Genomic DNA, 26,446 nt, shown 5'->3' with positions numbered 1-26,446 from the left:
TACAAAATTTTCAAATAAAATTATTGTTGTATATTTTTCTTTAGCATATAAAATATAGAATTTATAATAAAGAGCATTATCATAAGTATCAATCCTGATGCAAAAAGTCCATTATAATGCATACTATCTACCTGAGCTGAACCCATTTCTAAGGCTATTAAGGAAGGTATAGTTTCTCCTTTACCGAATAGTTTTGGCATTAATGGACTATTACCTATAACCATCATAACTGCCATAGTCTCACCCATGCCTCTCCCTACTGCTAAAATTATAGAAGCTAATATTGCCTTTTTAGATGCTGGAATTATTAAATTATTCATCATATACCATTTTGATATGCCTAGAGATTTGGAATAAATAAAATATTTATCATAAACTTTTATCATAGTATCAGTACAATTAGATATTATAAAGGGAAGTATCATAATGGCTAAAACTATGGCTGCACTTAAAATACATTCTCCGGATGAGACACCTAATCTTCTCTCAAAAAATTTTACAACTACAGAAAGTCCAATAAAGCCATATATTACAGATGGAATTCCTGACAACATATCTATTATAGGTTTTAATATATTTCTTAACCTTTTTGAAGCTATATTAGCTAAAAATATAGAAGTACCTATTGCTATAGGTAGAGCTATTATTACTGCTAAAAAAGTCACATATATGGTAGATACTATAAAGCTTAGTATAGATAAATTAGGCGTCTCTCCTGAGGGTTCCCATACACTTTTAGTTATAAAATCCATAAAGGATACATTTTGGAATATATTTAAGCTTTCTTTCAATATGAATATAAGTATCAAAGATAAAATTACTATAGATAGAAATGTAAAAAATTTTATTATGTAATAAAAAAGTCTATCCCAAAATTTATACAAAATTTTCACCTCCTCAATATATCCTATGGCATAAAATAAGCCTATTGTATTTCCTTTTTTATATACAGACCATACATAGAAATTATTTAAATAGGATAAGAAGTCCTAATCTATTTTAAAGTATATACATTAATCATAAGTTTAAAATAACTTATATACTTAACATACGTAAAATAAATAAGAACTCCTAAAAATGCCTAATTTAATTGTATTTTTTATTAAATTCACAATTAATTTTTAATTTATTTTATAGAAACAAAACCTGATTCATCAATTATTTTTAAACCTTCCTCAGATTTTAAGAAATCTACAAAAGTTTGTTCTACTCCTGTAAGTTTACCATCTTTTATAAGTAAAAGTGGTCTAGCTATCTTATATTTTCCACTAGCTATATTTTCTTTTGTTGGGGCTATATTATCAACTTCCATTGGTGTTAACTTACCCTTATTTTGATCTACAAGACCTACTGAAGCATATCCTATAGCATCTTTATTTTCTATAACCTTTTGAGTTAACGCTCCCATAGATGGTGCTTGTACAGCATCTTTGCTTACTTTTTTATCTCCCATAACAGCCTTTTGGAATACTTTTGCAGCTCCACCGCCTGCATCTCTAACTACAAGTACTATTTTATTAGCTGGAAGTGAAGGATCTACATCCTTCCAAGTTTTAGCTTCACCTGAGAATATTCTTTGAATTTCTCCTGAAGTAAGACCTTTTTTATTTTTTAATATTGGATTCTGTGGATTAACTGAAAGGGTTAATGCATCATATCCTAGTTTTATTTCATTGTATTCTTTCATTTTAGCTTTTTCATCTTTACTAACTTCTCTAGATATTAAACCAAAATTAGCTGTTTTTTCTAAAGCAGCCTTTACTCCTGCTCCAGAACCTCCTGAAGATACTGCTAACTCTATATTTTCATCTGGAAGTTTATCATTCATTTTTTCCCATGTACCATGCTTAGATTTTAAGGTATCTCCTGCTTTAGAAACTACTGGAGCTAAAGTTGAAGAACCTATACACATTATTTTGCCTGATTCTTTTTTTGAAGATCCTTCATCACTATTAGAAGTCTGTTTACTTCCACAGGCAGTAAAAAGTAATGCAGATGTTAATAACACACTTAACATTACACCTAGCTTTTTTTTCATAAATATTCCTCCCTTATAATAGTAACTATTAAGTCAATATATGTTAAGCCTAATGTCTCACATAGTATTTTATCATAATATTTACAACATTAGTTATATTATTACAAAATACCACATAAATTTTATTTATACTAATTGCTGTATCTATTTGTTTTATTTATATGTTCTTTATGTATTTACTTGATAAACATATATTTTATTTTACAAATAATTTTAAAATAAAAAACTCACTGATAGAATAAATAAAAAAGTTCAAATAAAATTTTAACTTGAATATATTTTAAAAGGCTTTGATAATATAAACTTACCTAAAAAATTTATCTAAATAAAAAGATATAGAATAAATAGTCTTATAAACTATAAATTCTATATCTATATTGTTTTATTTAAAATATTTAAATATTAACGATTTAAATTTAATACACCTTAAATCTCATTACAACTGGTTCTTTTATTTCCTGTCCTTTAATATCTTTAATAGGTTTACTAACAACTAAATAATACAATCCACCTCTTTTATATAAAGTTTTTTTAGCTATTACTATGTTTTTACCCTCATTAACATTTACATCTATATCTGTTACTTTATTAAAGGAACTATCCATTACATAAACTTGATCTTTTAAATTCTCTGGATTTACAGCTCTATTAAAACTAATCTTCCAAATCTTATTTTGTGGAACTTCTTTAGCTTGTCCCCAGTCTTTATAGGAAGAGAAAACTTGATTAAACTTTTCTTTATCTTCTACTTCATAGGTTACTTGTTCTAATTTCATCTTATCATCTTTAGAAAGATCCTCATTATGATATGTTAAGTACCCATTTGAATAATGTAAATTTTCTACATGGTTGTCCAAAATTTGTTCTAATTTTGTACCATCATTTTTTACTTTATATAAAGTTCCTCCATCTGAATAATTACTAAAATATATATAATCATTGTAGTAAACTAAATTTACAGCTCTATCCTCTGTAAGCATTTGATTATTACTTCCATCTATCTTCATCTTATAAAGATTATAATCATCTTCATTGTTACTATAATAAATATAATCTAAATCTTTAACTACATAGTCTGCTTTGTGTAAATACTTAAAAGAATTGTCATTACAAGCAGGGAAATCAGCTTTCACCCAGTAATGATCCTTTGCAATATCTTCATCTGACATATTAAAATATTTATAACGAACATAGCCGCTATCTGGCACCGGATCATTCCAAGTAGCATCTACTTGATAGTTTTTACCATTTATTCTTACTATATTCCAAGCATGACTAACACCATTACCATTTCCGGTTACCCTTATAGTATAAACCCCTACTTTATTTAATAGGAGCTGCATAGCTTTGGCATAACCATCACATACAGCGAAGTTATTTACAAGGCATCCATAGGAAGTAAAAATTAACTCTGAGCTAATATTCCCATTTAAAGCCTCTTCATCATATTTAGTATTTAAAACTATATAATCATGAATAGCCATTTCTTTTTCAAGTTCAGACATATCTGCGGTTACCACATTATTTGTTATAGATTGTACTTTACTATTTAATTCTTGTTTCATAGTATTTATTGTTTCTTTACTCTCTCTATATCCTAATTCTAGTATACCATTACTCCAAAAGGAACATTTCTCATAATCAAAATAAAATATTTCTGGATGATCATCTAAAACTTTTTCTAAAACCTTAAAAACTTCATCAGCATTTTTGGAATAAGTAGATGTATCAACCTTATCTTTTAAGTTTACAAGCCCATTTAATATACTATCATAAAGATACTTATTATATGTTACCGTTGTAGAATAGGAACGTTTTTCCAGATCCGGTGCTGGATATTTCTTTATATTATCCGCTGCTAAAACATTGCTAACATTTAGGGAAAATATAAGAATAATTAAATATAAAATTTGTCTTGTTTTTTTCATAAACCTACCCTCACTTAATTATATAAAACCTAAATTTTAGATTTTGTATAGTAATCTTTTATTTAACTTTTATTAAATTTACAATAAAATATATTTTTATTTAAATAACTTCTTATTTTATATGTTAATTATCGACTATTTTTTATTTTTTTTAATATAGTATATTAGTAAATATTTTTTATTTTTGATATAATAATATTTGAAAATTTATCCGATGACTACCCGCTCTAATACTCTCATCTTTTTAAAAGTGAAAGTAAAGAGCGGGTACCGTCCCTGGATAACGATTTCTAATCTTTAGTGGGAGTAAAAACTCCCTCTGAAGCTAAGAACTCTGTTTATATTGAAGGAGGTAATAAAAATAAAAAGCAAAAGAATTGTAGCTATGGATTTATTAAGAGCTTTATCTACCATAGCAGTTATATTGATTCATATAACAGGCACTATATTATATAATAGCAATAATAAAAGTTTAACTTATAATTTTTCTCTTGTTTTAAACCAGTTAACAAGATTTTCAGTACCTGCTTTTATATTTTTATCTGGGTTTGGCCTAGCCTTAAGCTATAAAAAAGAAAGTAAATATCTATATTACCTAATCCATAGACTAAAAAAAATAATACCAGATTATTTAGTTTGGTGCATTATATATATTTTTTTAATAGAAAATCCAAACTTAACTTATAATGATAAAATACATAGTATCTTTGATGGAACGCTATACTATCACTTTTATTTTGTTCCTATAATAATTATATTATATTTAATATTTCCTATATTTTATAAATTTTTTAAAACTAAATTCGCATTATTTATTACCTTTTTTCTCAATATGGGAATATATATATTGCTTAGGTATCCTAATATACCTAAAAACGTTAGTGAAAAACTAACTAGAGAAAGTACAATTAATTGGATATTCTATTTTGTACTAGGAGTTTATCTTTGTACTAATTATAATAAAATACATATTTTTATAAAAAAACATAAAAATAAACTATTAATTCTACTATTAATAACTACATATATATTATTAAAAGATACATATTCATGTTTAAAAATAAATAGCAACTTAGATTATGGGACAACCTTTATAAGACCATCTGTTATGTTGTTTAGCATATTCTTTATACTATACATAATGAGTTTTTCTATTAATAACACAACTTCACAAAAAATACTTTATGTCATATCAAAGCATTCCTACACAGTATATTTATCTCATCCATTACTACTTTATTGGCTGAAAAAATATTATACACAAAATAAATATATAATAGGAAGCTACAAGTTCTTTATAATTAGTTTTTCTATTTGTTTTATTGGAGGTTTACTAATATCAATATTAATAAATAAATTTAAAAAATTATTATAAAACAAAGGCAGATACAAAAATTGTATCTGCCTATTAAAGTTGCCTTGTTTACAAGTATTTTATTTTCTGTAACTTACAAATTGACTTGTATCTATATTTTCATATGAATATTTTGTAGCTGTACATTTTGCATATTCATCATTTTCATACATTCCTCTTTTATGATCTAGATTAAAAGTGCTATCAGGAATATTAAAATAAGTATGGTTAACTTCATCTAATGAATTATTAGATCCATTTTTATTAAAAATAGGTTCATCCCATGTAACATCTAAATTGTACCATTCATCTTCTAATTTAACTATATTCCAAGAATGTCCATCTCCACCTACAGAATCATGTACAGAAATTCCTGTAACATATTTGCATTCTATTCCTGCTGCTTTTAGCAATTCATACATAGCCTTTGAATAACCTTCAGAAGTACCAATCCCTTTTACTAAAACACCATAAGCATTACAATCATCTGGTAAAATAATTTTATTATTGTGATTATACATGTTATATTCTGTATTTTTAACTATATAATCATGTAAAACTAATTCTTTTTCTACATCAGACATACCTTCCTTTATAACATTGTTTATAATTTCTTGTACCTTAGCTTTAACTGCTGCTTTTTCCATATCTATAGTAACTTTATCTAATTTATAAGTAATACTAACATCTACCTCTCCTTCAAAAATGTCAGAGCCACCTTGATTATCTTTAAGTTTAGTCTTAATTTCAGGACATCCATAATCAACTTCTGGATATCTTGAAGGCATTGAGTATAAAAACATTAATGATTCTATTACTCTTAATTCTTCATAATCTCCTTGTAACTTTATAGATACACTAGGTTCGACTCTTTCTAAAACATCTCTTATTATGTCACAAAATTCCTGTGTATTATTAGCTACTAGCTTTTCTAAAGCTTTAACTTTTATATTAAATTCTTTATTCTTTTTTACAGTTCCTCTCTTTACTACAGCCGTTAAAGTTATATTTTCATCTTTATTTGTTCTTTTAGCTATACCTGTATTTGAAAGAATATCATTATTACTTGATCTCCATTCTATATCTACCTTATTTTTCTCATCTCTTGTAGGTAATTTTATATTATCAACTACAGAATTAAGATTACCTTCTAATTTTAAATCTTTTAGTGAAATATCCACAAGTTCTTCATCTGTGAATTTTTTAGCTTTAACAGTTACAACAAAGTCCTTTGTGTCCTTAGCTTCACCCTTTGACAAAGTAGCTGTTAAAGTTATTACAGCATCGCCTTCTGTTGCCTTTGGTCTTGTAACCTTACCTGTGTTATTCACTATATTTACATTAGTAGATTTCCAGGCTATCTCTACCCCATTTTCTGCCTTGATAGGTAAATCTAAATCTCCTATTACATTATTTAAATCTCCTAAGATCAATTTAGCTTTCTCTTTTTGAACTAAATTAGCATCAATTATTTTAGTTTCTTCTTTATTATCTATATTGTCTACATTTACTTTAAAGAAATCAGATACAGATTTTTCACCATCACTAGCAACAATAGTTATTTTAACTTGACCTTTGAATTGTTCCTTTGTCTTTATAGTTATATTACTATCCTTAACAGTCACACCTATTTTATCTTTATTTTCTCCATCCACTATTGTAGTATAAGTTAACTCATCTCCATCAGGATCTACAAAGGCCGCATCAGATTGATAGCCATCATTATTTAAATCCTTAAGATTAATCGTAATCTCTGATTTATCTTTATTTATATTGTATGAGCTCTTATTTAAAGTTCCCGTTGCTATAGGAGCTTTATTTTCTGGTTTTGGTTCAACATCCGGTTTTGAATCCGGCTTTTTCTCTATATATTTATTTATATTCTCTGTTACACTTTCTGGTATAACAGATTTTCCCCCAACTGCATTTATTTCTGTTGTTCCTTTAATATTATCTTTTATATATTTTAAAGCCTTTTCTGTATCCTTTGAATCTTTAGTATCAGTTAAAATTAATGGTGCATTAAATTTTCCTGCTAGCACAGAGGCTACTAAAGCGTCTGCATAGCCTTTCCCTGTAGAATTGGCTATGTATAAATGTGTATCAGATTTAACATTAAATTCTTTTAATATTTTTAAGTTTGTTTCAAATCTATTTGCACCACCATCAACTCTTCTACTAGCTCCAAGACTATTGTAAATTTTATCAGATACAACATTCCTAGTTCCTATTACTGTAGCTTTTGAATTATGCTTTTGTATAAATTCTGTAGCAGTTTTCCCATTATCTTTAGATACTATCAAAAGTATTTGTCCATTAGCTGCTGCAATTGGAGCTGCTGATAAAGCATCAGAAAAACCATCTTTCCCGTTTACTACCATAACCTCGCTAGTATCTACTCCTAATTTGACCATCTCTTCAGCTACATTTAAATTAGTTTCAAATCTATCCCTACCTTTTAATTCTATTAATTTATAATTATCTTTAAGGCCATTTCTTATTTTAGAAGATATGGATGCCTCTCCACCTATAACATAAATATTTTTAGCTTTTAATTTTCCTATAGTTTGTCTTGCATTATCATTTAAATTATTAGGGTTAGTTAAAATTATTGGTGCATTTAATCTTTTAGCAAGCACAGAAGCACTTAAAGCATCTGCATATCCTTCACCAGATACAAGTACAATATTATCAGACTTTGTCCAATTAAAAGTAGCTAACTTAGCAGCCGTTTCATATCTATTATTTCCCTCAAATCTCTTTACTTGTCCATCATAAGCTTTTACATTACCACCAACAATATTAGTTTGCAAAACTAAAGCTAGAATGGTTGAACTAGCTAAAGCTCTTTTAAATTTTTTCATATATAGCCCTCCCCGTATAGTTAACTACAAAAATTTATAAAATGACATCCATAAGTTAACATTTTGTGAATTTATTATTAATTATATCATATTCTCACTTGTTATTATATTGAAAATTTATTATAAAATATGTATAAATGCAATTTATATATATTTTTTCCAAACCATATTCTTATAGCAAAGCCATTATAAATTCTATTTACCTAATAAATTCTTAAAAATGTATGAATTTCATTATATTCCTTTATATTTATTTTAAAAACCTATATAATATATTATGTAATTAATATTAATTAAACTAGATGGAGGAAATAGCATGAATAAAGGAAAGAGTAAATTTATTATCTTAGGGATAATTGTAATATTGGTAGGAATATTATCTTATACTTATTATCAAAAGAAACAAAGCTTTGTAAATACACCTTTAGAGCCAATATATAAAATAGTAAAAATACAAAACTTTAAAGAAGGAACCTATGAAGAATACAAAGAATTATTTGCAAATCCTAATAAAGTTATCACTAAAGAACAATTTGAAGCTTATAGAAATTCTAATAAAAGTAAAGATATGTTTAAATATGATGGTAGTTCTATAAAAGGAATAATGAAGCATATGAAATCAGAAGAAAAAGACAAAGATTTATATAAAGTATACTACTTAAAAAATGTTAATGATGATAATGAAAAGAAAGACGCAAATTATTGGATGGTAGTAAAAGAAAATAATAAATGGGTAATTAAAAATTAATTATCATAAAAACTATAAACAAATATACCGTTGAATAAATTATCTTATTCAACGGTATATTTATTTTTTAATAACTTTATTGATAGGACCAAAGAGTTAAATTATCATAAAAATATATTTTTCCTGTTATAGGATCCTCGTTCAATCTAGTTGGATCTGTCAAATTATTTTTGAGAACTATAGCATTCAATGTATTTCTATCTATCTTCCAAAAACCTCTATTAGTTAATCCGTATAAGTTTCCATCCACAGAAGCACATATTTCTCTATACCAAAAATTAGTGACCTTTTTTAAAACTTTACCAGTATTAGCATCCATACTTATTAAAGTTCCATTATTTGTTACACAATAAACTTTATCATCTAAATAGGCTACAGAAGCAACTCTTTTACTACCTGCTTCAGGAATTATATCAAATAGCTTACTTTGAGTTATTACATCATACTTTACCAAATGAGCATTTTCATTTAGCGTTTGTGAACCATAATTATAAATGGAAGAACTTCCTAAATAAGCAACACTAGGTTTGTTTGTATCATAAGCCATGCTATGAATATACTGATTAGGAACCACATTGTTTCTTATATAAAATTCTCCATTATTTTTATTATACGTAGTAACTGTACCACCATAATTTCCTGGTGACGGTTCAGATAACACTGTCACTGTACCTAACTTAGGGTTTGATATCATTTTAGATGGTCTATTTTGATTATATCCTGTTGGTATTTGTTTTAAAAAGTAATTTTCATCAGTAAAATTCACTGAATCTGGATCATCTATAGCAGATTTATCATATCTCCACAATTTAGCATCAGCATAATTTCCTGTATATAATGAATCATTCAAAATACTTATAGATTTAACTTCACCTCGTACTTCTTTAAATATAGAGGTTTTACTATTAACATCATAAACAGAAAGCATTTTTCCACCAAAATATATCTTATCATTATACGGATACATATATACTGGTTTTGCCGCTGTACCTTTTAACCTCTTAGATGATAAATGAATTTTTTTAGGATTTGCCCCATTTAATTCATTTTCTATATAGTATCCATCTTGATTTATACTTGCTATATAGCTGTTATTTACTACACCAGAAGAAGTTATACCTCCACCATTATATTGTAAACACATTAATTTATCATTAACTTTATCATAATGAAATATATACCCATCTGGTCCCTTAAATGTTATAAAGTTATCATTAAATTCTGGATAATAATCATAATACTTATTACTTATTGTATTCATTCTTTCTGTAAATTTATTAGTTTTAAGATCATATGAAAGAACTGTAAATGAAGGATATAATACTACAAATAGTTTAGAATCCTCAACCTTTAGATAATTTACAAATTGTCCACTATATTTAGATGGCAATATATTGTTCTTTGCTTTTGTTTTTTCGTCATACTGGATTAGGCCTGCTTTTGAACCAATACCTGCATATACTTTACCATTATAATATTCGATAGATTTTCCATATTGCTCATTGGAAAAGGAACCTAAATCCTCTAATTTATTTTCTTTTATATAATACTTATAAATACGACTTCTAGGAGAAGTTGAAAGGTAAATCCTATTTCCATAAGCTTTGATATCCCAAATATAGTTATCACTTTTTACATCTGTAAGTTTATCTAATGTTTCAGTTTTTATATTATATCTATATAAGGTTGCGCTATTATAAGTTCCAAAATAAACAAAATCTCCATCTGACACCATAGATATTATTCCTTCAGAATTAGGAATAGAAATCATTTTTTCTAACTCTTTTGTAATAGTATTAAAAGCAAAAAAATTACAACTTCCTCCACCCATTACAATAGTTCCACCATATAAAACTGGTTCATTTTTTTTATTATGATACATAATGCCTTTATTGATCTGAAATCCCTGTTCTATAGCCCCAAAATTTGTGAATATACCTTTCTTAGTAAAATCTGTTTTTGTAGATTGTGATGCAGTAGTAAATTTTATCATATAACCATTTTTCATTTCTTCACCTTTTTGGGATTTAATCTGAGGATTCACTTGTAAGATATAGGATTCACTATACTTGTATCCACCTACAGGTGCCTTTACAATAATTGATTTTTTATCCTGTGCTATTTCTAATTTGGTAGAAACTTTATTTCCTTTAGAATCCTGTACAATTATACTATTCTCTTTCACTGAATCCGTATAAATTTCTCTATTAAATTTTATACTCCAGTTCTTTGTAATCGCTACATTATTATACTCTTTTAATGTTTTATAATCTGATTGGGCCTTTATGTTATCATTAAAATTACACAAAATAACCATAAAACATAATGTCAAGAAAAAGTATGTAACTATTTTTTTCATTTTCTCCCCCCTGTTAAACGTTTTAAAAACTTTCTATTATTTAGTTGAATTTTAAATATTTTTGTGTCTTAAAATAATTCTACTATTTTATTTGTAAATTTAATAGTTATTTATTAATTTTACAATATATTTTCATAAATTTTATTATTATTTTATATAACATAAATCTAGCATATATGCTAAAAAACTATTATATTTCCCTGGTAATATGATTGTTTTATAATTTTTGTCAAACTAAAATATAAAGAGAATCGTCATTTCTGATGATTCTCTTTATATTCTATTATTTGCTAAATTTCATGGCTGATACCTTTATATTATTTTTTTGTGTACCTAAATTTACTTCTATTGGTTGTATTTCTTTTATAGATTCTACACCTATAACGATTACTTTATGATATTGTGAATCTGGAAACCATTGATTGGAATTATTAGGGTCAAAGCTTTTTGTGAAAATATGAACTTTACCATCACTATTATATGACTTATTATCCTTAAATGCCTCTCCATTCACCTTTGTTACATCATTTAATAAGGTTATAGATGTTATTTTATTATTTGCAAAAGAAAAACGATCTATGGCTATCATATTAGTTTCTTCTGAAAAAATAGCTGATACTAATTGATTATCTGCAAAAGCATGATTTCCTATTTTCTTTAAAGTTCCTGGAAAATCTACATACTTTAATTTATTTTTAGAAAAAGCATAAGCATCAATTTCCTTTACTCCTTCTGAAATATATAATGTATTTATTTGATTTTCTTCAAAAGCATTTGTACCAATTACTAATCCGTTTAAACCTTTAGGAATTGCTAAGCTAGTTAATCCATTCTTGGCAAATGCATAATTTTTAACCTTAGTTATAGCTTCGCCTTTATCATTTACCTTAGGTAAAATCAAATCCTTATTAGTTTTTAATTTTTCTTCTCCTTTGTCAGAGAAACCAGCTAAAGTTGTTCCTTCAAAATTAAAGTCTTCTACTTCCCATTTACTATCTTGTATATTCTCGAAATCTTCTTTTACTATTATTTTTCCTTGAACTTCTAATGTTATTTCTGGTTCTGATTGAGATATACCCTGTGGAAGTTTAAATGTTCCTATAGCATTATATTCTCCTGACACATTTCCATTATAACTTTTAATTGTCCAATTTAATTTCACTTCATGATTTTCACCATTTGAATCAACTATATAAGTACTTTTAGATAATTTATCCATTGCTACATTTTGTTCTGTTCCAAAGTCCACTACTACTGGTGCTACCTCACCTATTGATTTAATCATTATCTTGTCTACTGAATCTTTTTTCTTACATTCACCACTAAGCTCATTTTCCTTATGATTTAAATCAACTTTTCTTGCATCTGTATTTTCTAATTCATATTCATTATCTTCATATTTAGGAGTTATTTCTACAGCTTTATCACCTATATGAAGATATTTTTCTTCCCCTTCTTTTTTTCCAATCTTCCATATATCTTCTTCTTTTAAAACCTTATTTTCAAATACATACTTAATAGTTAGTTTTGCTGGATCAATTACTTGATACTTAGATTCTTTCAAATTATTTGGATTATTATAATTATCTGTAAATAAATGAACTACACCATCATACCCTAAATTTTTATGGAAAGCGTTTGGTGCTAGCTCTTTAACGCTCTTTGGAATATTTACATCCTTTAAATGATTTAGTGAAAAGGCATATTCATCTATCTTTTCAACCCCATCTTCAATAGTAATAGAAGTCAAGAAAGTATCATGCCATGTATTTTGAAATGCACTTACTCCTATTTTCTTAACATTACCAGGTATTTTTACTGATGATATCTTATTTCTTGCAAATGCTTTTTTACCTAACTCCGTAACACTTGTAGGAATATTTATTGATTTTAAATTATTATTGTTAAATCCAGATAAATACTTTAAAGTATTCGGCAATGTTACTTGAGCTAATTTATTATCACTAAAAGCCATATCCTCTATTCTAGTAACTCCTTCTGGTATAGTTACACTAACTAAATTATTATAACCAAAAGCTACTGGTATTGTTTTTAACTCCTTAGAAAGTTTTAAATCTGCTATATCATTTAGAGTAAATGCTCCATTTCCTAATTCTGTAACACTATCTGGTATAGTCAAAGTTTTTAATTTATTATTATTAAAAGCTAAACCTTTTATGGTAGTTACACTTTCAGGAATATCAATATCTGTTAGGCAATTATTACGAAAGGCTTCTTTTCCTATTATTTTAACAGTATCTGGTATAATAACAGAATTTATTCCTATTTTAGGATCTTGTTTAGCTTTATCTTTATCTTTAAAACTTTCATTAGAATCGCCTTTTATTTCAAATTCACTACAAAAGGCTTCATCTGCTATTTCATTTATTTTTTCTCCAAACTGGTTTGTCTTAGGTAAGATCAAATTCTTATTTTTTTTAAATTTTTCTTTTCCGCTTTCAGCAAAGCCAGTTATAGCTGTCCCCTTAAAAGTAAAGTCCTTTACTTCCCATTCTTTATTCTCTACACCTTTAGGCGCTACTGTCACTTTTAAAGTTACTTTTAAATCAGTTTCTGGATTTGATTGAAGTACTCCTTCTGGTAATTTAAAAATTCCTGTAGCAGTATAATCTGCTGCAATGTTTCCATTATATTGTAGAATTGACCAGTTTATATCTATATTATGTTCTTTATCTTTAGAATCCACTATTGTAATCTTCTTAGGTAGTTTTGCTTTTACATTAGCCTCAGTAGTTCCAAAATCCACATCTATATTTTTTATTCCTAATGGTTTTATTTGTTTTATAGTAGTATTAGAACTTTCTTTATTTAAAGTTCCTATGGCATTATTAATACTTTCCACCACTTTATTTACTTCCTCTAAAGTAGCATTAGGTTTGTCATTTAATTTATTTCCCTCTTCAATAGCTTCTTTTAATACCTTTACTTTATCTGCTTCTTTACCCTCTGTTTTTATACTTTCTGCTCTTTTAATGGTTTCTATTAGCTTAGAATAAATTAATTTAATGTTTTTATTGTTAGCAAAGGCATCTATTCCAATATCTTTCACATTTGATGGAATATTTACTATTTTTAATTGATTGCCACTAAATGCCTTATTCCTGATAAATTCTACAGTTGATGGAATAACTACAGATTCCAATTTATTCTGTGCAAACGCAGATAATGCTATTTCTGTAACTCCCTCTGATATTACCACAGAGCTTATTTCATTTTTAAAAAAAGCTGATGATGGTATAATAGTTAAACCTTTAGGAATCTTTACTGATGTTAGCTTATTACCCATAAAAGCTATATTTCCCATGTTTTTTAAAGATTCTGGTAGCTCAATGGATGTTAAATTATTCATGGCGAATGCTTTCATTTCTATACTTTCTACAGTTTGTGGTATATTTACAAATGTTAATTTTTTATTTGCAAAAGCTCCATTTCCAATAGTAGTAACCTTTTCTCCTTTAATTGTACGTGGAATAGTTATATCTATTTCAGCTCCAATATATTTAGTAATTCTACCATCTGAGAATTCAAAATTCTCTATACCAACTAAAGTTTCTATAGCATTATCAATTTTTTGAATTGATTCATTTACCTCATCCAAAGTAGCATTAGGTTTTTTATCTAAATTATTTCCTGCTTCAATAGCTTCTTTTAATAATTTTATCTTTTCTTCTGATTTACCCTCTGTTTTTATTTTTTCTCCATATTCAATAGCCTCTACTAATTTAGAATAAGTTAAATTAACATTTTCATTTTTAGCAAAAGCATCTTTTCCAATATTTTTTACACTAGATGGAATGGTTACAGATTTTAATTTATTACTACTAAAAGCAGTGCCTCCAATACTTTCTACAGTTGATGGAATAATTATAGTTTCTAGACTATTATCCATAAATGCAGCTCTTCCTATTGTTGTAACTCCCTCTGGAATTAATACAGAAGTTATTTGATTTTGAGAAAAAGCTCCTGTAGGTATATTAATTAAGTTTTTAGGAATCTTTACTGATGCTAGCTTATTATCCATAAAAGCTATATTCCCCATATCTTTTAAGGATTCAGGTAATTCAATTGATGTTAAATTATTCTTAGCAAATGCTTGCATTCCTATACTTTCTACAGTTTTTGGTATTTTCACAGATGTTAGGTTTTTATTTTTAAAGGCACTATCTTCAATGGCAGTAACTTTTTCTCCCCTAATTGTCTCTGGAATAACTATATCTGTTTCATTTCCTATATATTTAGTAATCTTACCATTAGAAAATTCAAAATCTGTTTTTTCATCAAACTTTATTCTTGCATCCTTTACAGTCTTTTCAACATCGCTAACCCTTTCTTCTAAAGCGGATTTTCCTGATGTTTTATTATTCAAAGAATTTATTGATGCTTTTGCTGTTTCTAATGCTTTTTCTGCATTAATTAAATTATCTTTTAATGCTAAATCCTTCTTAGCTGTTACTTCTGCCAAATAAATTTGCTTTTCTGCTACCAATAAAGCATTAAATATTTCTTTACCATCCGCTGACCAGGTAAGAATTTTATCCCCACCATTTGTTAGTACCTCCCCAGTAGTTGAGCTTTCTAAATAGCTTGAAATAGTTATTATATGTGGTTCATTTTTACCATTTAAATATTCATTTGGTAATACTATTGTAATAGAATCTGTTACTTTATCAGCATCATCAAGTCCTTTTATATTAGGTTTAATTTCTGTTCCTTTTGGAAGAGACATTTTATTTAATTTATAATTTGAAGTATTTAAGACGTTATTAGCCTCACCAGATACTGATATTGGCTTATTAAACTTAATGTATACGTAATCACGTTGTGCATCATCTTTTCCATTTGTTGTGTTAACATCTAAGTCTTCATCTACATCTGCAAAAGACCAAATTATCTCAAATTTATTTTTTTCAGGCTCAGTTGGTTTTGATGGCTTTGATGGTCTTGAAGGTTTTTCTGGGTTTTTTATGTTTTCTTCTTTAACAACTTCCTTAATTTTATTTACTACTTCTTGGGGTATAACAGAATCTCCCCCTACTAATCCAACCTCTGTTTTGTCATTTTTAATAGATTTTATATGATCTATTGCATTCTTAGTTTCTTGTGAATCTTTAGTATGAGTTAAGATTAATTGAGAAGCAGTTCTCCCTGCTAATGCTGAAGCCACTAAAGCATCTGCATAACCATCTCCTGTAGCATTAGCTACATATAGTTTATCTGTATTTAATTTAAAATATTTCATTATATTAAGATTTGTTTCAAATCTGTTGGCTCCACCTGTAACTCTTTCTTTTGCTCCTAATTTATCATAAACTGCCTTTGGAATCACTCCTTCTGTTCCTATTGCAGTTACCTTTGAATTATGTTTTTGTATAAATTTAGATGCTAAATCCGCTGTAGATGGATCTTTCCCTACTATTAATAAGATTTGCCCTTTAGCTGCTGCCACGGGTGCTGCTGATAAGGCATCTGAGAAACCATCTTTACCATTTACAACTAATATTTCATCAGCTTTGACATTATGCTCTTCTACTAAATAATTCGCTATAGCTAGGTTTGTTTCAAATCTATTTTTTCCTCCTAGCTCAGTTAAGGCATAACCTTCTTTTTTTAGATCATCTCTTATGGATTGTGATACAGATGCATTCCCACCTATAACATAAAGATTTTTTGCTTTTAAAGTTTTTAAGGTTTCCTTAGCACTTTTATGTAATTCTCCTGATTTTGTTAATATTATTGGTGCATTTAATTTCTTAGCTAAAACTGATGCACTTAATGAATCCGCATACCCCTCTCCTGAGGCTATTATTACATTTTCAGCCCCCTCTTTCCAGTTAGCTGTTGCTACATTGGCAGCTGTTTCATACCTATCCTTTCCTGGCACCTTATTAACATCCCCTGGTGCTGCCTTAACATTTCCTGATGGAAGCATTGTCAGCACTATACCTAGGGCTGTAGCGCTAGCTAACATTCTTGTTCCTTTCTTATTCATTATTTTACCCCCTTTAAAATATACAAAAATAACTAACATGTCGTTATCTCTTTTTTAATGAGATGCACATGTTAATTTTATTGGAAAAATATTCTCAATTCATGTCTAATTATAGCATATATTGTAATATTTACTACGTTTGCAATTTATTTTATTTTGTTATATATTAACAGTTAACTATAAGAAATGGTAATAGCTATTTATCTTCTTAAACTTAAGTTTATAACTAAATTTAATCATACCTATAAATAAAACTTATGTATTTATATTTAACTATAATAAACAATAATAGAGAGATATAACTTTAGGAGGTTTAATAATGGAAGCTGGAGTAAGAAATAAAATTATAGGAAAAGTAGATGAAATAAAAGCTGACAATGTTATGGCACAAATTAAAATGACTGTTGATGGATGAACTACTTCACCTGTAGTTACGTCTGTAATGACAAAAGAAAGTTTAGAAGATGCGGGATTTAAAGAAGGAGATAAAGTAGAAGCTTTAGTCAAAGCTATTAATGTAGTTTTTGTAAAACAATAAAGATTTATATTTGTTACCTTATTATCTATAATAAATGTTCATTACATGAACATAAAAGACTATTAAATGGATTATTCCATTTAATAGTCTTTTTACATGCTTTATTTTCTGTTTACTCTTTATTTTCATCAGCAGGTTTATCTGGTGCTTCTCGTTTTACATTTATAGTATAATCTAAATCATCTCTTCCTTCTACTGACACATAATACTCTCCTGATTTTAATTCTACTGGATCAAAATCCTTATTAATCTCAAAGCCATAAGACTTAAATCTCTGTATTGGATTATTGTCCTTATCGCATAAATAAATAGTCCACTTTCCATAGCTTTCATCGTGTTTAAAGTTGATTGTTATTTTTGAATCTGAATTTAAATTTATTTTATAATAATCTCTATCATCTCTTGATTGTATATTTCCTATATACTCTTTATTGCACTTTATATAATTAGCATCTTGTATATAATCATTTGGCTCTGACTCATAATTTTCACCTTCAACATTATAAACTAAATTTAGCTCATACTGTAAAGGTTCATCATTCCATTTTTCACACTCTATTTTTACAAAATAAGTTCCCTTAGGAAGTCTTAATTTATTACTATAAGAATTTATATCTTCTCCTCTACTAATAAATTCTGATATTGATTTATTATTTTCATCTAATAAACTAACCTTAAATCCATATCTACCATATTGATTATGTTTTAAATTTATTTTTAAATTTCCTTTTTCATTTAATGTGAATTTATAATAATCTACATCATTATAACTATGAATACTTCCTACAATACTTTTATTAGGTTCTATAGCATTTGCAGTTTTTAGATCATTATTAAATTCCTTTTCAAAGCCTTCTCCCTCTTGAGTATATTTTGCTTTGATTGTGTAAGTTCCGTTCATATTAAATGCATGTACCCTAACTATATATTTTCCTTTAGGCAATCTTATATCATTATAATTATCATGAACACTCTTATTTTTCTTCAAATAATTATAAGATTTTTTTATGATTTCATTATTCTTTTCATCTAAAACAATTAAATCAAAACGAGTAAAGTTGTTAAAATCATACTCTATATCTAGCTTACCCTCTTCTGGTAAATCAATATGGTAATCTTTAAGATAGGATCTATCCAATCTTTCTGCAACAACTTCTTTAGTATCTGATCTTGTTTCACCAGGCTTAAATGCTCCAAACAAATTACTTAGAGTAGATTCCTTTACTACTGCTTCTCCTCCAAATATTGTTACATTTTTAAAATTAGATTTATTAGTACTTACAAAAGATTTTGTACTTCTGTTTAAATCATCATTTATTAATATTATTGGAGATTTATTTTTACTAGCTAATACTGAACCAGATAAAGCATCTGCATATCCATCTCCTGATGTAATATATACTTCATCTAAGTTTATCTCGCCTCTAAAATGATCCAATATAGCTATATTAGTTTGAAATCTGTCCATTCCACTTAATCTAGTTGGATTTTTTAATGAGCTTTTTATATAATCACTAACTGTAGCAGGTCCTCCTAAAACATAGCTTTTATCATAAGAATTTTTCTTTAAAAACTCCATTGTATCATTTGTTAATTTGTCACTAGGTGTTAACAAAATAGGCATTTGTTTAGTAGCTGCTATAGGTGCCATAGCCAATGCATCAGCAAAGCCTAATCCATTTGTAACTACTACTCCGTTTTTTACTCCTATTTCTTTTGCAATTTTTAAACTAGTTTTATATCTGTCTTCACCATATATTCTATTAACCTTTATTCCTAGATTTTTTAATTCTGTTACTATATCTTCTGAAATTGAACCAGGGCCTCCAACTATTATTACCTTTTTAGTTTCCAATTTTTCTAACTGAGCTTTAGCATTATCATTCAATTTATTTTTGGCTGTTAAAATTATAGGTGCATTATATTTTTTAGCTAATGGAGCTGCACTTAAAGCATCTGCAAATCCCTCTCCACTTGCTAGAACAACATACTCTGATGTTTCCCATCCACCACTACATATAGAAGCTGAGGTTTCATATCGTCCTTTACCACATAACCTTTTAAAATTAATCTCATCATCAGCTTTTACCTTATTAGAATTAACAATAAAAATTAAAGTAATGGCTAATAAGGTAAAAAATACTTTGCTTTTTTCTTTAGATTTTACCATATTGTATACCCCCTAAATATTTCATATAATGGTTTACCATACTATATTACCATAATCATGGATAAAAATTTACCCAAGTATTGTGAATAAAGTGTAAATAAAACAATTATGGAAGTCATTCTGTTTTTTATACATAACTCTATCTCTACTTAAATTCTATTATTTAATTATTAGCCTAGAAGTACATGGCTAACATTCTTATAATAAAATACAAACAAAGATAAAAAAGACTATTGAATAGAATAATCCATTCAATAGTCTTTTGATATGACTATTTTATCTTTTCAGTCAGTGATATGATCTGACCATTTTATGAAGTTTATGAGAATTTGATATGCTTTGTTTTTAAAATGTATCCGTTCATCATATATCTTAAATACTAGAAGGATAGAATACTCTACCCTTCTCTATATTTTAAAAATTTCTATCTGCATTTTGTTCACAAACCTCGGGAGTTTTTATGAACGTAGTAGTAAATTTAAAGCATAGAATCTTGCTTAAAGACTTGCTAAAGCTGCTTCTGCTTCTGTTAATTTTGTTGTATCTCCTACTAATGCTTTTTGGTCAGTTGTTAACGCATCATAGTGTGCTCTTGCAGTTTCTATTGCTGTTTTATTTTCTAATTTTACATCAGCTTTAGCTGGTAATGCAGCTATTTCTGCTTTTACTGGATCTGCTGCTGCTTTATCTGCTGCTGCTTTATCTGCTGCTTCAAGATCTTTTATAGCATTTTCAGCGTCTGTTAATTTTGCTATATCTCCTACTAATGTTTTTTGGGCAGTTGTTAATGCTTCATAGTGTGCTCTTGCATCTGTTATTGCTTTTTTATTTTCTAATTTCACATCAGCTTTAGCTGGTAATGCAGCTATTTCTGCTTTTACTGGATCTGCCGCTGCTTTATCTGCTACGCCTTGATCTGCCTTCTTTATATTATCAAATATTGTTGAATCTTTTTCTGATTTAGTTATAGTTTGAGCTTTTGTTGCATCAGCTTCATTTCCTTCTAAATCAGCTATATTTATTCCATCTTCATTATAATTATCTGCTGTTTGATAATCTTCGTTATCTGTTAATCTTATTGTAGTATTTGTAACATCTATATTAATCTCTTTATCTAATACTATAACTGCTTCATCTTTATTGTCTGTAAATTTACCTATACTTACAGATTTAACTTTCATATATGATCCATTAGATCTTATTTCAAAGTCATTACCTATACCTTTTTCTTCTGCCTTTTTAATATCTTCTTTTAAATCTTCATCAAATGTAACTTTTATTACATTAGTCTTTGTATCATTGCTATTAGCTTTAACAAATTCTACATCATCTATTGCTGGCGCTTTATCATCTTTTAAAGTTAAATCCATAATTACATTTTTCTTTTCACTAGCATTATTAGCTACTACTTTGCCACCATCAGTTTTTATTTGATTACTTAATTCAAATTTACATAACCCATTATGCTCAATCTTTCCTTTTGGAAGTTCGATTAAAACTATTTTTTTGTCACTGTCTTCAAATCTTAATGTAAGATCTTTATTGTCGCTTCCATATTTTTCAGTTAAAGATTTTCCGTCTATAAAGTAATTAGATGGGTTTAATGCATTTCCATCCATCTTTTCAGGATAAGTTATAGTAATTTCATTTTTATCAGGTTTTGCAACACTTACATTGCTTGAATTTACTGTTACAACTTCATTACTTGATCCATCATAAATAACTTTAGTAGTCAATTCTTTGTTTTCTTTTTCAGTTCCTACACTCTTAACTGCACCTTTTTTAAATTCTATTTTATAAGTTCCAGCATCTAATGAATCTTTCATTTTAATTAATAATTTTTTAGCATCTACTCCATCTATATTTACACTTTTAACATCTAGTTTTACACCATCTTCATCAGTTACAATTATTTTTGAATAATCTGTTGTTGCAAAACTTAATTCCTTATCAAATACTATTGATAAAGTATCTCCATCCACTACTGTGTTAGATGATTCTGCTAATACAGTTGGTCCAAAATCTTTGTTTAATTTAACAGTAGAACTATATTCTTTTCCTGCTACTCCATTTTCGCCCATGAAGTCTTTAACTGTAACATTTAATGTTACACTATCTTCTCCTTCTTCAAATAGAGGATTTGTTTCACCTATTGTATCCGGAGCTATTGTTACTTCATAAGTATAATCTTCATCATCTACTGGAGTTACTGTATATTTAGCTTCTGGTAATTTATATCCACTCTTCTTTATTTCTACATTCTTCTTTGACAAAGTTTGAACTGTAGTGTTTAACTTAATTCTAAATGTATTTGGTCTATCATTTTTAACTTCTAGTTTTTCAACTACTGGTGTTGAATTATTTTCTGTTGCTGTATATTCACAGTTAATTACATCAACTTTATTGTCTGCAAAATCTTTAGCATTGTATATTACAACTTGATGTTTTCCTACTTTTTTAGCATCATTATCTAAATTAGTAAGTTTAACTTCATAGTTTCCAGGTTCGCTTTTTGATTGTCCAGGCATTTTTGATACGTCTATGTTAGCAGAATCTATTTGTTTTCCATCTATTTTAACAGTTAAATCTGATGCATTGCCTTTTATTGGTTCATTGAAAGTAAGTTTGACATCTGATGCTCCTGTGTATTCTGTTTTTAATACTTTAGGATCTTCATTGTCTTGGAACATTACAAAATCGCCTTCGTAATCCTTCATTTTTTTGTAATTAGTGTCAACTATATTTTTAACATTTGCTTTGTATTTTGTACCTGTTACAAATGTAGTATTAATATCATTTATTCTTAAAACTACAGACTTGTTATCATCTTGTAATTTTGCTGTAAATGCTTTATTGAAATCTACTCCGTCTGCATTTCCAACTTTTTGGTATAAATTATAATTTGATTCATTTTCAGCTGAATCTTTATTTACTTCTCTATTAAATACTACTTTAATTTCTTTAGCATTAATAGCAGTTGCTGATTCAACTTTAACTTCTAACTTAGCTTCAGCGTCTGTTATTGCTTTGTCTTTAGCAGCTATTCTAGCTTCGAAAGCTGATTTTTTAGTTGCATCTTTAACATTATTTACAGCTTTAACAGCGTCTGCTTTTAAAGCTTTTGCAGCTGTTATTTCTTCAGATGTTCCTATTTTTGCATCTTCATAAGCTTTAACAGCTTTTTCTGCTGCTGATAATTCTGGGTTAACAGCATTTTCTATTTCATTAACTATTTCATCTGGCATAACACCTTTTCCACCTACTGTAGAAACTTCTGTTTTGTCAGTTTTGTTATCTTGTATATATTTTATTGCATTCTTAGTTCCTTGAGCATCTTTAGTATCAATTAGAACTAATGGTGCACCATTTTTTCCTGCTAATGCTGAAGCTACTAAAGCATCTGCATAACCTTTTTGTCCATCAGTTGCGTTAGCTACATATATGTTATCAGCATTTAATTTGAAGTGTTCCATTATTTTAAGGTTAGTGTCAAATCTATCTGCACCACCATTAACTCTTTCACTTGCTCCTAATTTATTGTAAACTGCTGTTGGAACAACTCCTTCTGTTCCTATTACAGTTACTTTTGAATTGTGTTTTTTTACAAAGTTAGCTGCTAAATCTGCTGTAGAAGCATCTTTTCCTACTATTAATAGAACTTGTTCTTTAGCTGCTGCTACTGGTGCTGCTGATAAAGCATCTGAGAAACCATCTTTTCCATTAACAACCATAACATTGCTAGCGCTTACACCTAACTTGTCTACTAAGTGATTAGCTACAGCTATGTTAGTTTCAAATCTAGTTTGTCCGCCTAATTCAGTTACTGTATATTGTTTTTTAAGTCCATCTCTTACTGATTGTGCTACAGATGCGTTTCCACCTATAACATAAACATTTTTTGGTTTTAATGTTTCTAATGCACTTTTAGCATTTGAATTTAATTCTCCTGCTGTAGTTAATATTATTGGTGCATTTAATTTTTTAGCTAATACAGATGCACTTAATGAATCTGCATAACCATTTCCTGAAGCTATTATTACATTTTCAGCTCCATCTTTCCAATTAGTTTTTGCTACGTTTGCAGCTGTTTCATATCTGTCATTTCCTTGTACCTTATTAACATCTCCTGGTGCTGCTTTAACATTTCCTGTTGTAACAGTTGCTAAAACTAGTCCAACAACTGTAGCACTTGCTAGTGCTCTTGTACCTTTCTTATTCATGTGCTTATACCTCCTTAAATGTGTAAACATTAATTAATAAAATAAATAACATTACTATTGTTGCATTTTGCTTTAAATAGTATGCTAACTTTTCCTTAATATATATATTTTTCTTAAATAGTGTTATTTAGTTAATTTTTACATAACATATGTTATCTTTAGTTTATTTTCCTAAACAGGATTTTTTAAGTCATTTTTAATTATAACACAGGCTTGTAACATTTTCTATAAGTAATATTTATTTCATTAAATAATATTTTTTACATAATATGATTTAATATTACATATTATAATATATTTTTACATTTATCATTAAATTATTCCATTTTTGTATATCTTTCGACATTTTTCTCTTGTCGTATTTTCATTTTTTTATTTTCTTTAAGTATTTTCATAATAATTGTATGCATACCCATATTATATTTTAATTACATTATTCTATATTTAATGGTAAAGTCCTCCTTTTTGGTAGTGATTTTATTAAATTTTTATAATATACTATTAAAAGTCTAGGATTTAATGTTATTTTTCCTACAATGCTTTTATAATGATCACATACAATATATAATTAAATATAGAGTTTATTAAAACTCTTATTTATAATTAATTTAAAATTGATTATAAACTATTGTTGAAGACTAAGGATTGGAGTTGAATTTATTGTGAAAATTAAATATGTTACTATACTTCTTCTATGTATTTGTTTGCCTTTAGTTTTTGTAGGTTGTGATTCCAAATCAGAGGAACCTGTATCTAGAGAAACTTATCTTATGGGAACTATAATAAATATTAAAGCCTATGGGAAAAATGCTGATAAGGCAGTACAGGCTTCTGTGGATAAAATTTCTGATATAGAAAATAAAATGTCTCTCAATATATCTACTAGTGAAATTAATAAAATCAATAAAAATGCGGGAATAGCTCCTGTTAAAGTAAGTAAAAATACTTTTGATGTAGTAAAAGCTTCATTAATATATAGTGAAAAAACTAAAGGTTCCTTTGACATAACTGTAGAGCCATTAGTATCTCTTTGGGGTATTGGAACAGACAAAGCAAGAATTCCATCTAAGGATGAGATAAGCAATGCTTTAAAACTTATAAATTATAAAGATGTTGTTATAAATGAAAAAGAATCTACTATTATGCTTAAAAGGAAAGGTCAGGCTATAGATTTAGGGGCTATCGCTAAAGGATATACCGCAGATGAACTAAAAAAAGTTCTTTTAAACTATAATGTTAGTTCTGCTTTTTTAAATCTTGGGGGAAATGTATATGTTTTAGGAAATAAACCTGACAAAACTCCTTGGAAAATAGGTGTTCAAAATCCTTTGGAACCTCGTGGAGATTATTTAGGTATAGTATCTGTTTCTGACAAGTCTGTAGTTACCTCTGGAAATTATGAAAGATTTTTCGAAAGAAATGGGAAAAGATATCATCATATATTTGATATTAAAACAGGCTATCCTGCAGAAAAGGGTCTTATTAGTGTTTCTATAATATCAAATAAATCTATAGATGGTGATGCGTTATCCACTAGTGTCTATACTTTAGGCCTAGATGAAGGTAAAAAATTAATAGAAAGCCTAAAGGATGTAGAAGCCGTATTTGTAACTAATGACAAAAAAGTCTATATAACCTCTGGGCTTAAAGATACATTTAAACTAACAAATACAGATTTTAAACTACAAAATAAATAATTCTTTTAAATAGTTTATTTTTATATTTTAATAAGAATATATTAAAATATAAAAAATTAATTTTTAAATTTAATAAATTTTTATTTTGTTATAAGATAATAGGTGGTGATCTAATGAAAAAAGGTGATAAAATTGTAATATATATAGTTTCTATTCTATTAGCTTTAAGCGTAATAAGTATTATTTTCTTCAAATTCTTTGTAAAATCTGAAAATGCTGTAGCTGTAATAAAACAGAATGGTAAAATTATAGAAAAAGTTGATTTATCTAAGGTGAAAGAAAAAAAAGAATTGAAAATTAATTATAATGATAAAGATCATAAGGGTTATAATATTATAGAGATAGATAAAGGCTCTATTAGATTTATAGATGCGGATTGTCCTGATAAGGTTTGTATAAAATCAGGTGTATTAAAAAAACCTGGAGAAACAGCTGCTTGTCTTCCTCATAAACTTATAATTACTATTGAAAAAAGTGATAAAGAAGTAGACGAAGTTTCTTATTAAATTTAGGAGTAATC

The 26,446-nt window shown here is 27.5% G+C and carries 12 protein-coding genes; 4 read left to right on the top strand and 8 right to left on the bottom strand.

What is annotated here, in order from left to right:
• Positions 1-20 precede the first annotated feature (20 nt).
• The 3 genes from pstC to ACYUEW_RS04945 form a co-directional block, all read right to left on the bottom strand.
• Entirely contained in the window at positions 21-893 is an 873-nt protein-coding gene (gene pstC, locus ACYUEW_RS04955) for a phosphate ABC transporter permease subunit PstC (RefSeq protein WP_043031133.1), read from the bottom strand.
• 233 nt (positions 894-1,126) lie between these two features.
• A complete protein-coding gene (locus ACYUEW_RS04950; RefSeq protein WP_460276327.1) occupies positions 1,127-2,038 on the bottom strand; it encodes a phosphate ABC transporter substrate-binding protein in 912 nt (303 codons plus the stop codon).
• A gap of 416 nt (positions 2,039-2,454) precedes the next feature.
• Positions 2,455-3,966, bottom strand: a complete 1,512-nt coding sequence (locus ACYUEW_RS04945) for a DUF5050 domain-containing protein (protein WP_460276326.1) — start codon at positions 3,964-3,966, stop codon at positions 2,455-2,457.
• 385 nt (positions 3,967-4,351) lie between these two features.
• Between ACYUEW_RS04945 and ACYUEW_RS04940 the strand changes: the two genes are divergently transcribed.
• Positions 4,352-5,341, top strand: a complete 990-nt coding sequence (locus tag ACYUEW_RS04940) for an acyltransferase (RefSeq protein ID WP_460276325.1) — start codon at positions 4,352-4,354, stop codon at positions 5,339-5,341.
• 59 nt (positions 5,342-5,400) lie between these two features.
• Here ACYUEW_RS04940 and ACYUEW_RS04935 read toward each other — a convergent pair whose 3' ends face one another.
• The gene (locus ACYUEW_RS04935) at positions 5,401-8,184 is read right to left on the bottom strand and encodes a cell wall-binding repeat-containing protein (RefSeq protein WP_460276324.1); all 2,784 of its coding nucleotides are present in this window, start codon (positions 8,182-8,184) and stop codon (positions 5,401-5,403) included.
• Between the two features lie 316 nt (positions 8,185-8,500).
• On the opposite strand from ACYUEW_RS04935, the gene ACYUEW_RS04930 reads away from it, so the two are divergent.
• Entirely contained in the window at positions 8,501-8,932 is a 432-nt protein-coding gene (locus tag ACYUEW_RS04930) for a hypothetical protein (RefSeq protein ID WP_043031129.1), read from the top strand.
• 76 nt (positions 8,933-9,008) lie between these two features.
• On the opposite strand, the gene ACYUEW_RS04925 is transcribed toward ACYUEW_RS04930, so the two are convergent.
• The 4 genes from ACYUEW_RS04925 to ACYUEW_RS04910 all read right to left on the bottom strand — a co-directional run bounded on the left by ACYUEW_RS04925 (position 9,009) and on the right by ACYUEW_RS04910 (position 24,229).
• The gene (locus tag ACYUEW_RS04925; protein ID WP_460276323.1) at positions 9,009-11,291 is read right to left on the bottom strand and encodes an Ig-like domain-containing domain; all 2,283 of its coding nucleotides are present in this window, start codon (positions 11,289-11,291) and stop codon (positions 9,009-9,011) included.
• A gap of 283 nt (positions 11,292-11,574) precedes the next feature.
• Complete coding sequence (locus ACYUEW_RS04920; protein ID WP_460276322.1) at positions 11,575-17,301, bottom strand: leucine-rich repeat protein; 5,727 nt, start codon at positions 17,299-17,301, stop codon at positions 11,575-11,577.
• A gap of 650 nt (positions 17,302-17,951) precedes the next feature.
• A complete protein-coding gene (locus tag ACYUEW_RS04915; protein WP_460276321.1) occupies positions 17,952-20,009 on the bottom strand; it encodes a cell wall-binding repeat-containing protein in 2,058 nt (685 codons plus the stop codon).
• A gap of 497 nt (positions 20,010-20,506) precedes the next feature.
• A complete protein-coding gene (locus ACYUEW_RS04910; protein ID WP_460276320.1) occupies positions 20,507-24,229 on the bottom strand; it encodes a cell wall-binding repeat-containing protein in 3,723 nt (1,240 codons plus the stop codon).
• A gap of 662 nt (positions 24,230-24,891) precedes the next feature.
• Here ACYUEW_RS04910 and ACYUEW_RS04905 point away from each other — a divergent pair.
• Together ACYUEW_RS04905 and ACYUEW_RS04900 are read left to right on the top strand one after the other, a co-directional pair.
• Positions 24,892-25,926, top strand: coding sequence for an FAD:protein FMN transferase (locus ACYUEW_RS04905; RefSeq protein WP_460276319.1), 1,035 nt, complete (start codon positions 24,892-24,894; stop codon positions 25,924-25,926).
• A 113-nt stretch (positions 25,927-26,039) separates the two neighbouring features.
• A complete protein-coding gene (locus ACYUEW_RS04900; protein WP_434303424.1) occupies positions 26,040-26,432 on the top strand; it encodes a NusG domain II-containing protein in 393 nt (130 codons plus the stop codon).
• Positions 26,433-26,446 lie beyond the last annotated feature (14 nt).

This window comes from Clostridium sp. CTA-1 (genome assembly GCF_054768215.1).
This window is presented reverse-complemented; position numbering and strand designations above follow the sequence as displayed.

Coding starts and splice junctions, on each gene's coding strand:
- ACYUEW_RS04950 (WP_460276327.1), bottom strand. CDS start 2,038: ATGAAAAAAAAGCTAGGTGTAATGTTAAGTGTGTTATTAACATCTGCA.
- ACYUEW_RS04945 (WP_460276326.1), bottom strand. CDS start 3,966: ATGAAAAAAACAAGACAAATTTTATATTTAATTATTCTTATATTTTCC.
- ACYUEW_RS04940 (WP_460276325.1), top strand. CDS start 4,352: ATGGATTTATTAAGAGCTTTATCTACCATAGCAGTTATATTGATTCAT.
- ACYUEW_RS04935 (WP_460276324.1), bottom strand. CDS start 8,184: ATGAAAAAATTTAAAAGAGCTTTAGCTAGTTCAACCATTCTAGCTTTA.
- ACYUEW_RS04930 (WP_043031129.1), top strand. CDS start 8,501: ATGAATAAAGGAAAGAGTAAATTTATTATCTTAGGGATAATTGTAATA.
- ACYUEW_RS04925 (WP_460276323.1), bottom strand. CDS start 11,291: ATGAAAAAAATAGTTACATACTTTTTCTTGACATTATGTTTTATGGTT.
- ACYUEW_RS04920 (WP_460276322.1), bottom strand. CDS start 17,301: ATGAATAAGAAAGGAACAAGAATGTTAGCTAGCGCTACAGCCCTAGGT.
- ACYUEW_RS04915 (WP_460276321.1), bottom strand. CDS start 20,009: ATGGTAAAATCTAAAGAAAAAAGCAAAGTATTTTTTACCTTATTAGCC.
- ACYUEW_RS04910 (WP_460276320.1), bottom strand. CDS start 24,229: ATGAATAAGAAAGGTACAAGAGCACTAGCAAGTGCTACAGTTGTTGGA.
- ACYUEW_RS04900 (WP_434303424.1), top strand. CDS start 26,040: ATGAAAAAAGGTGATAAAATTGTAATATATATAGTTTCTATTCTATTA.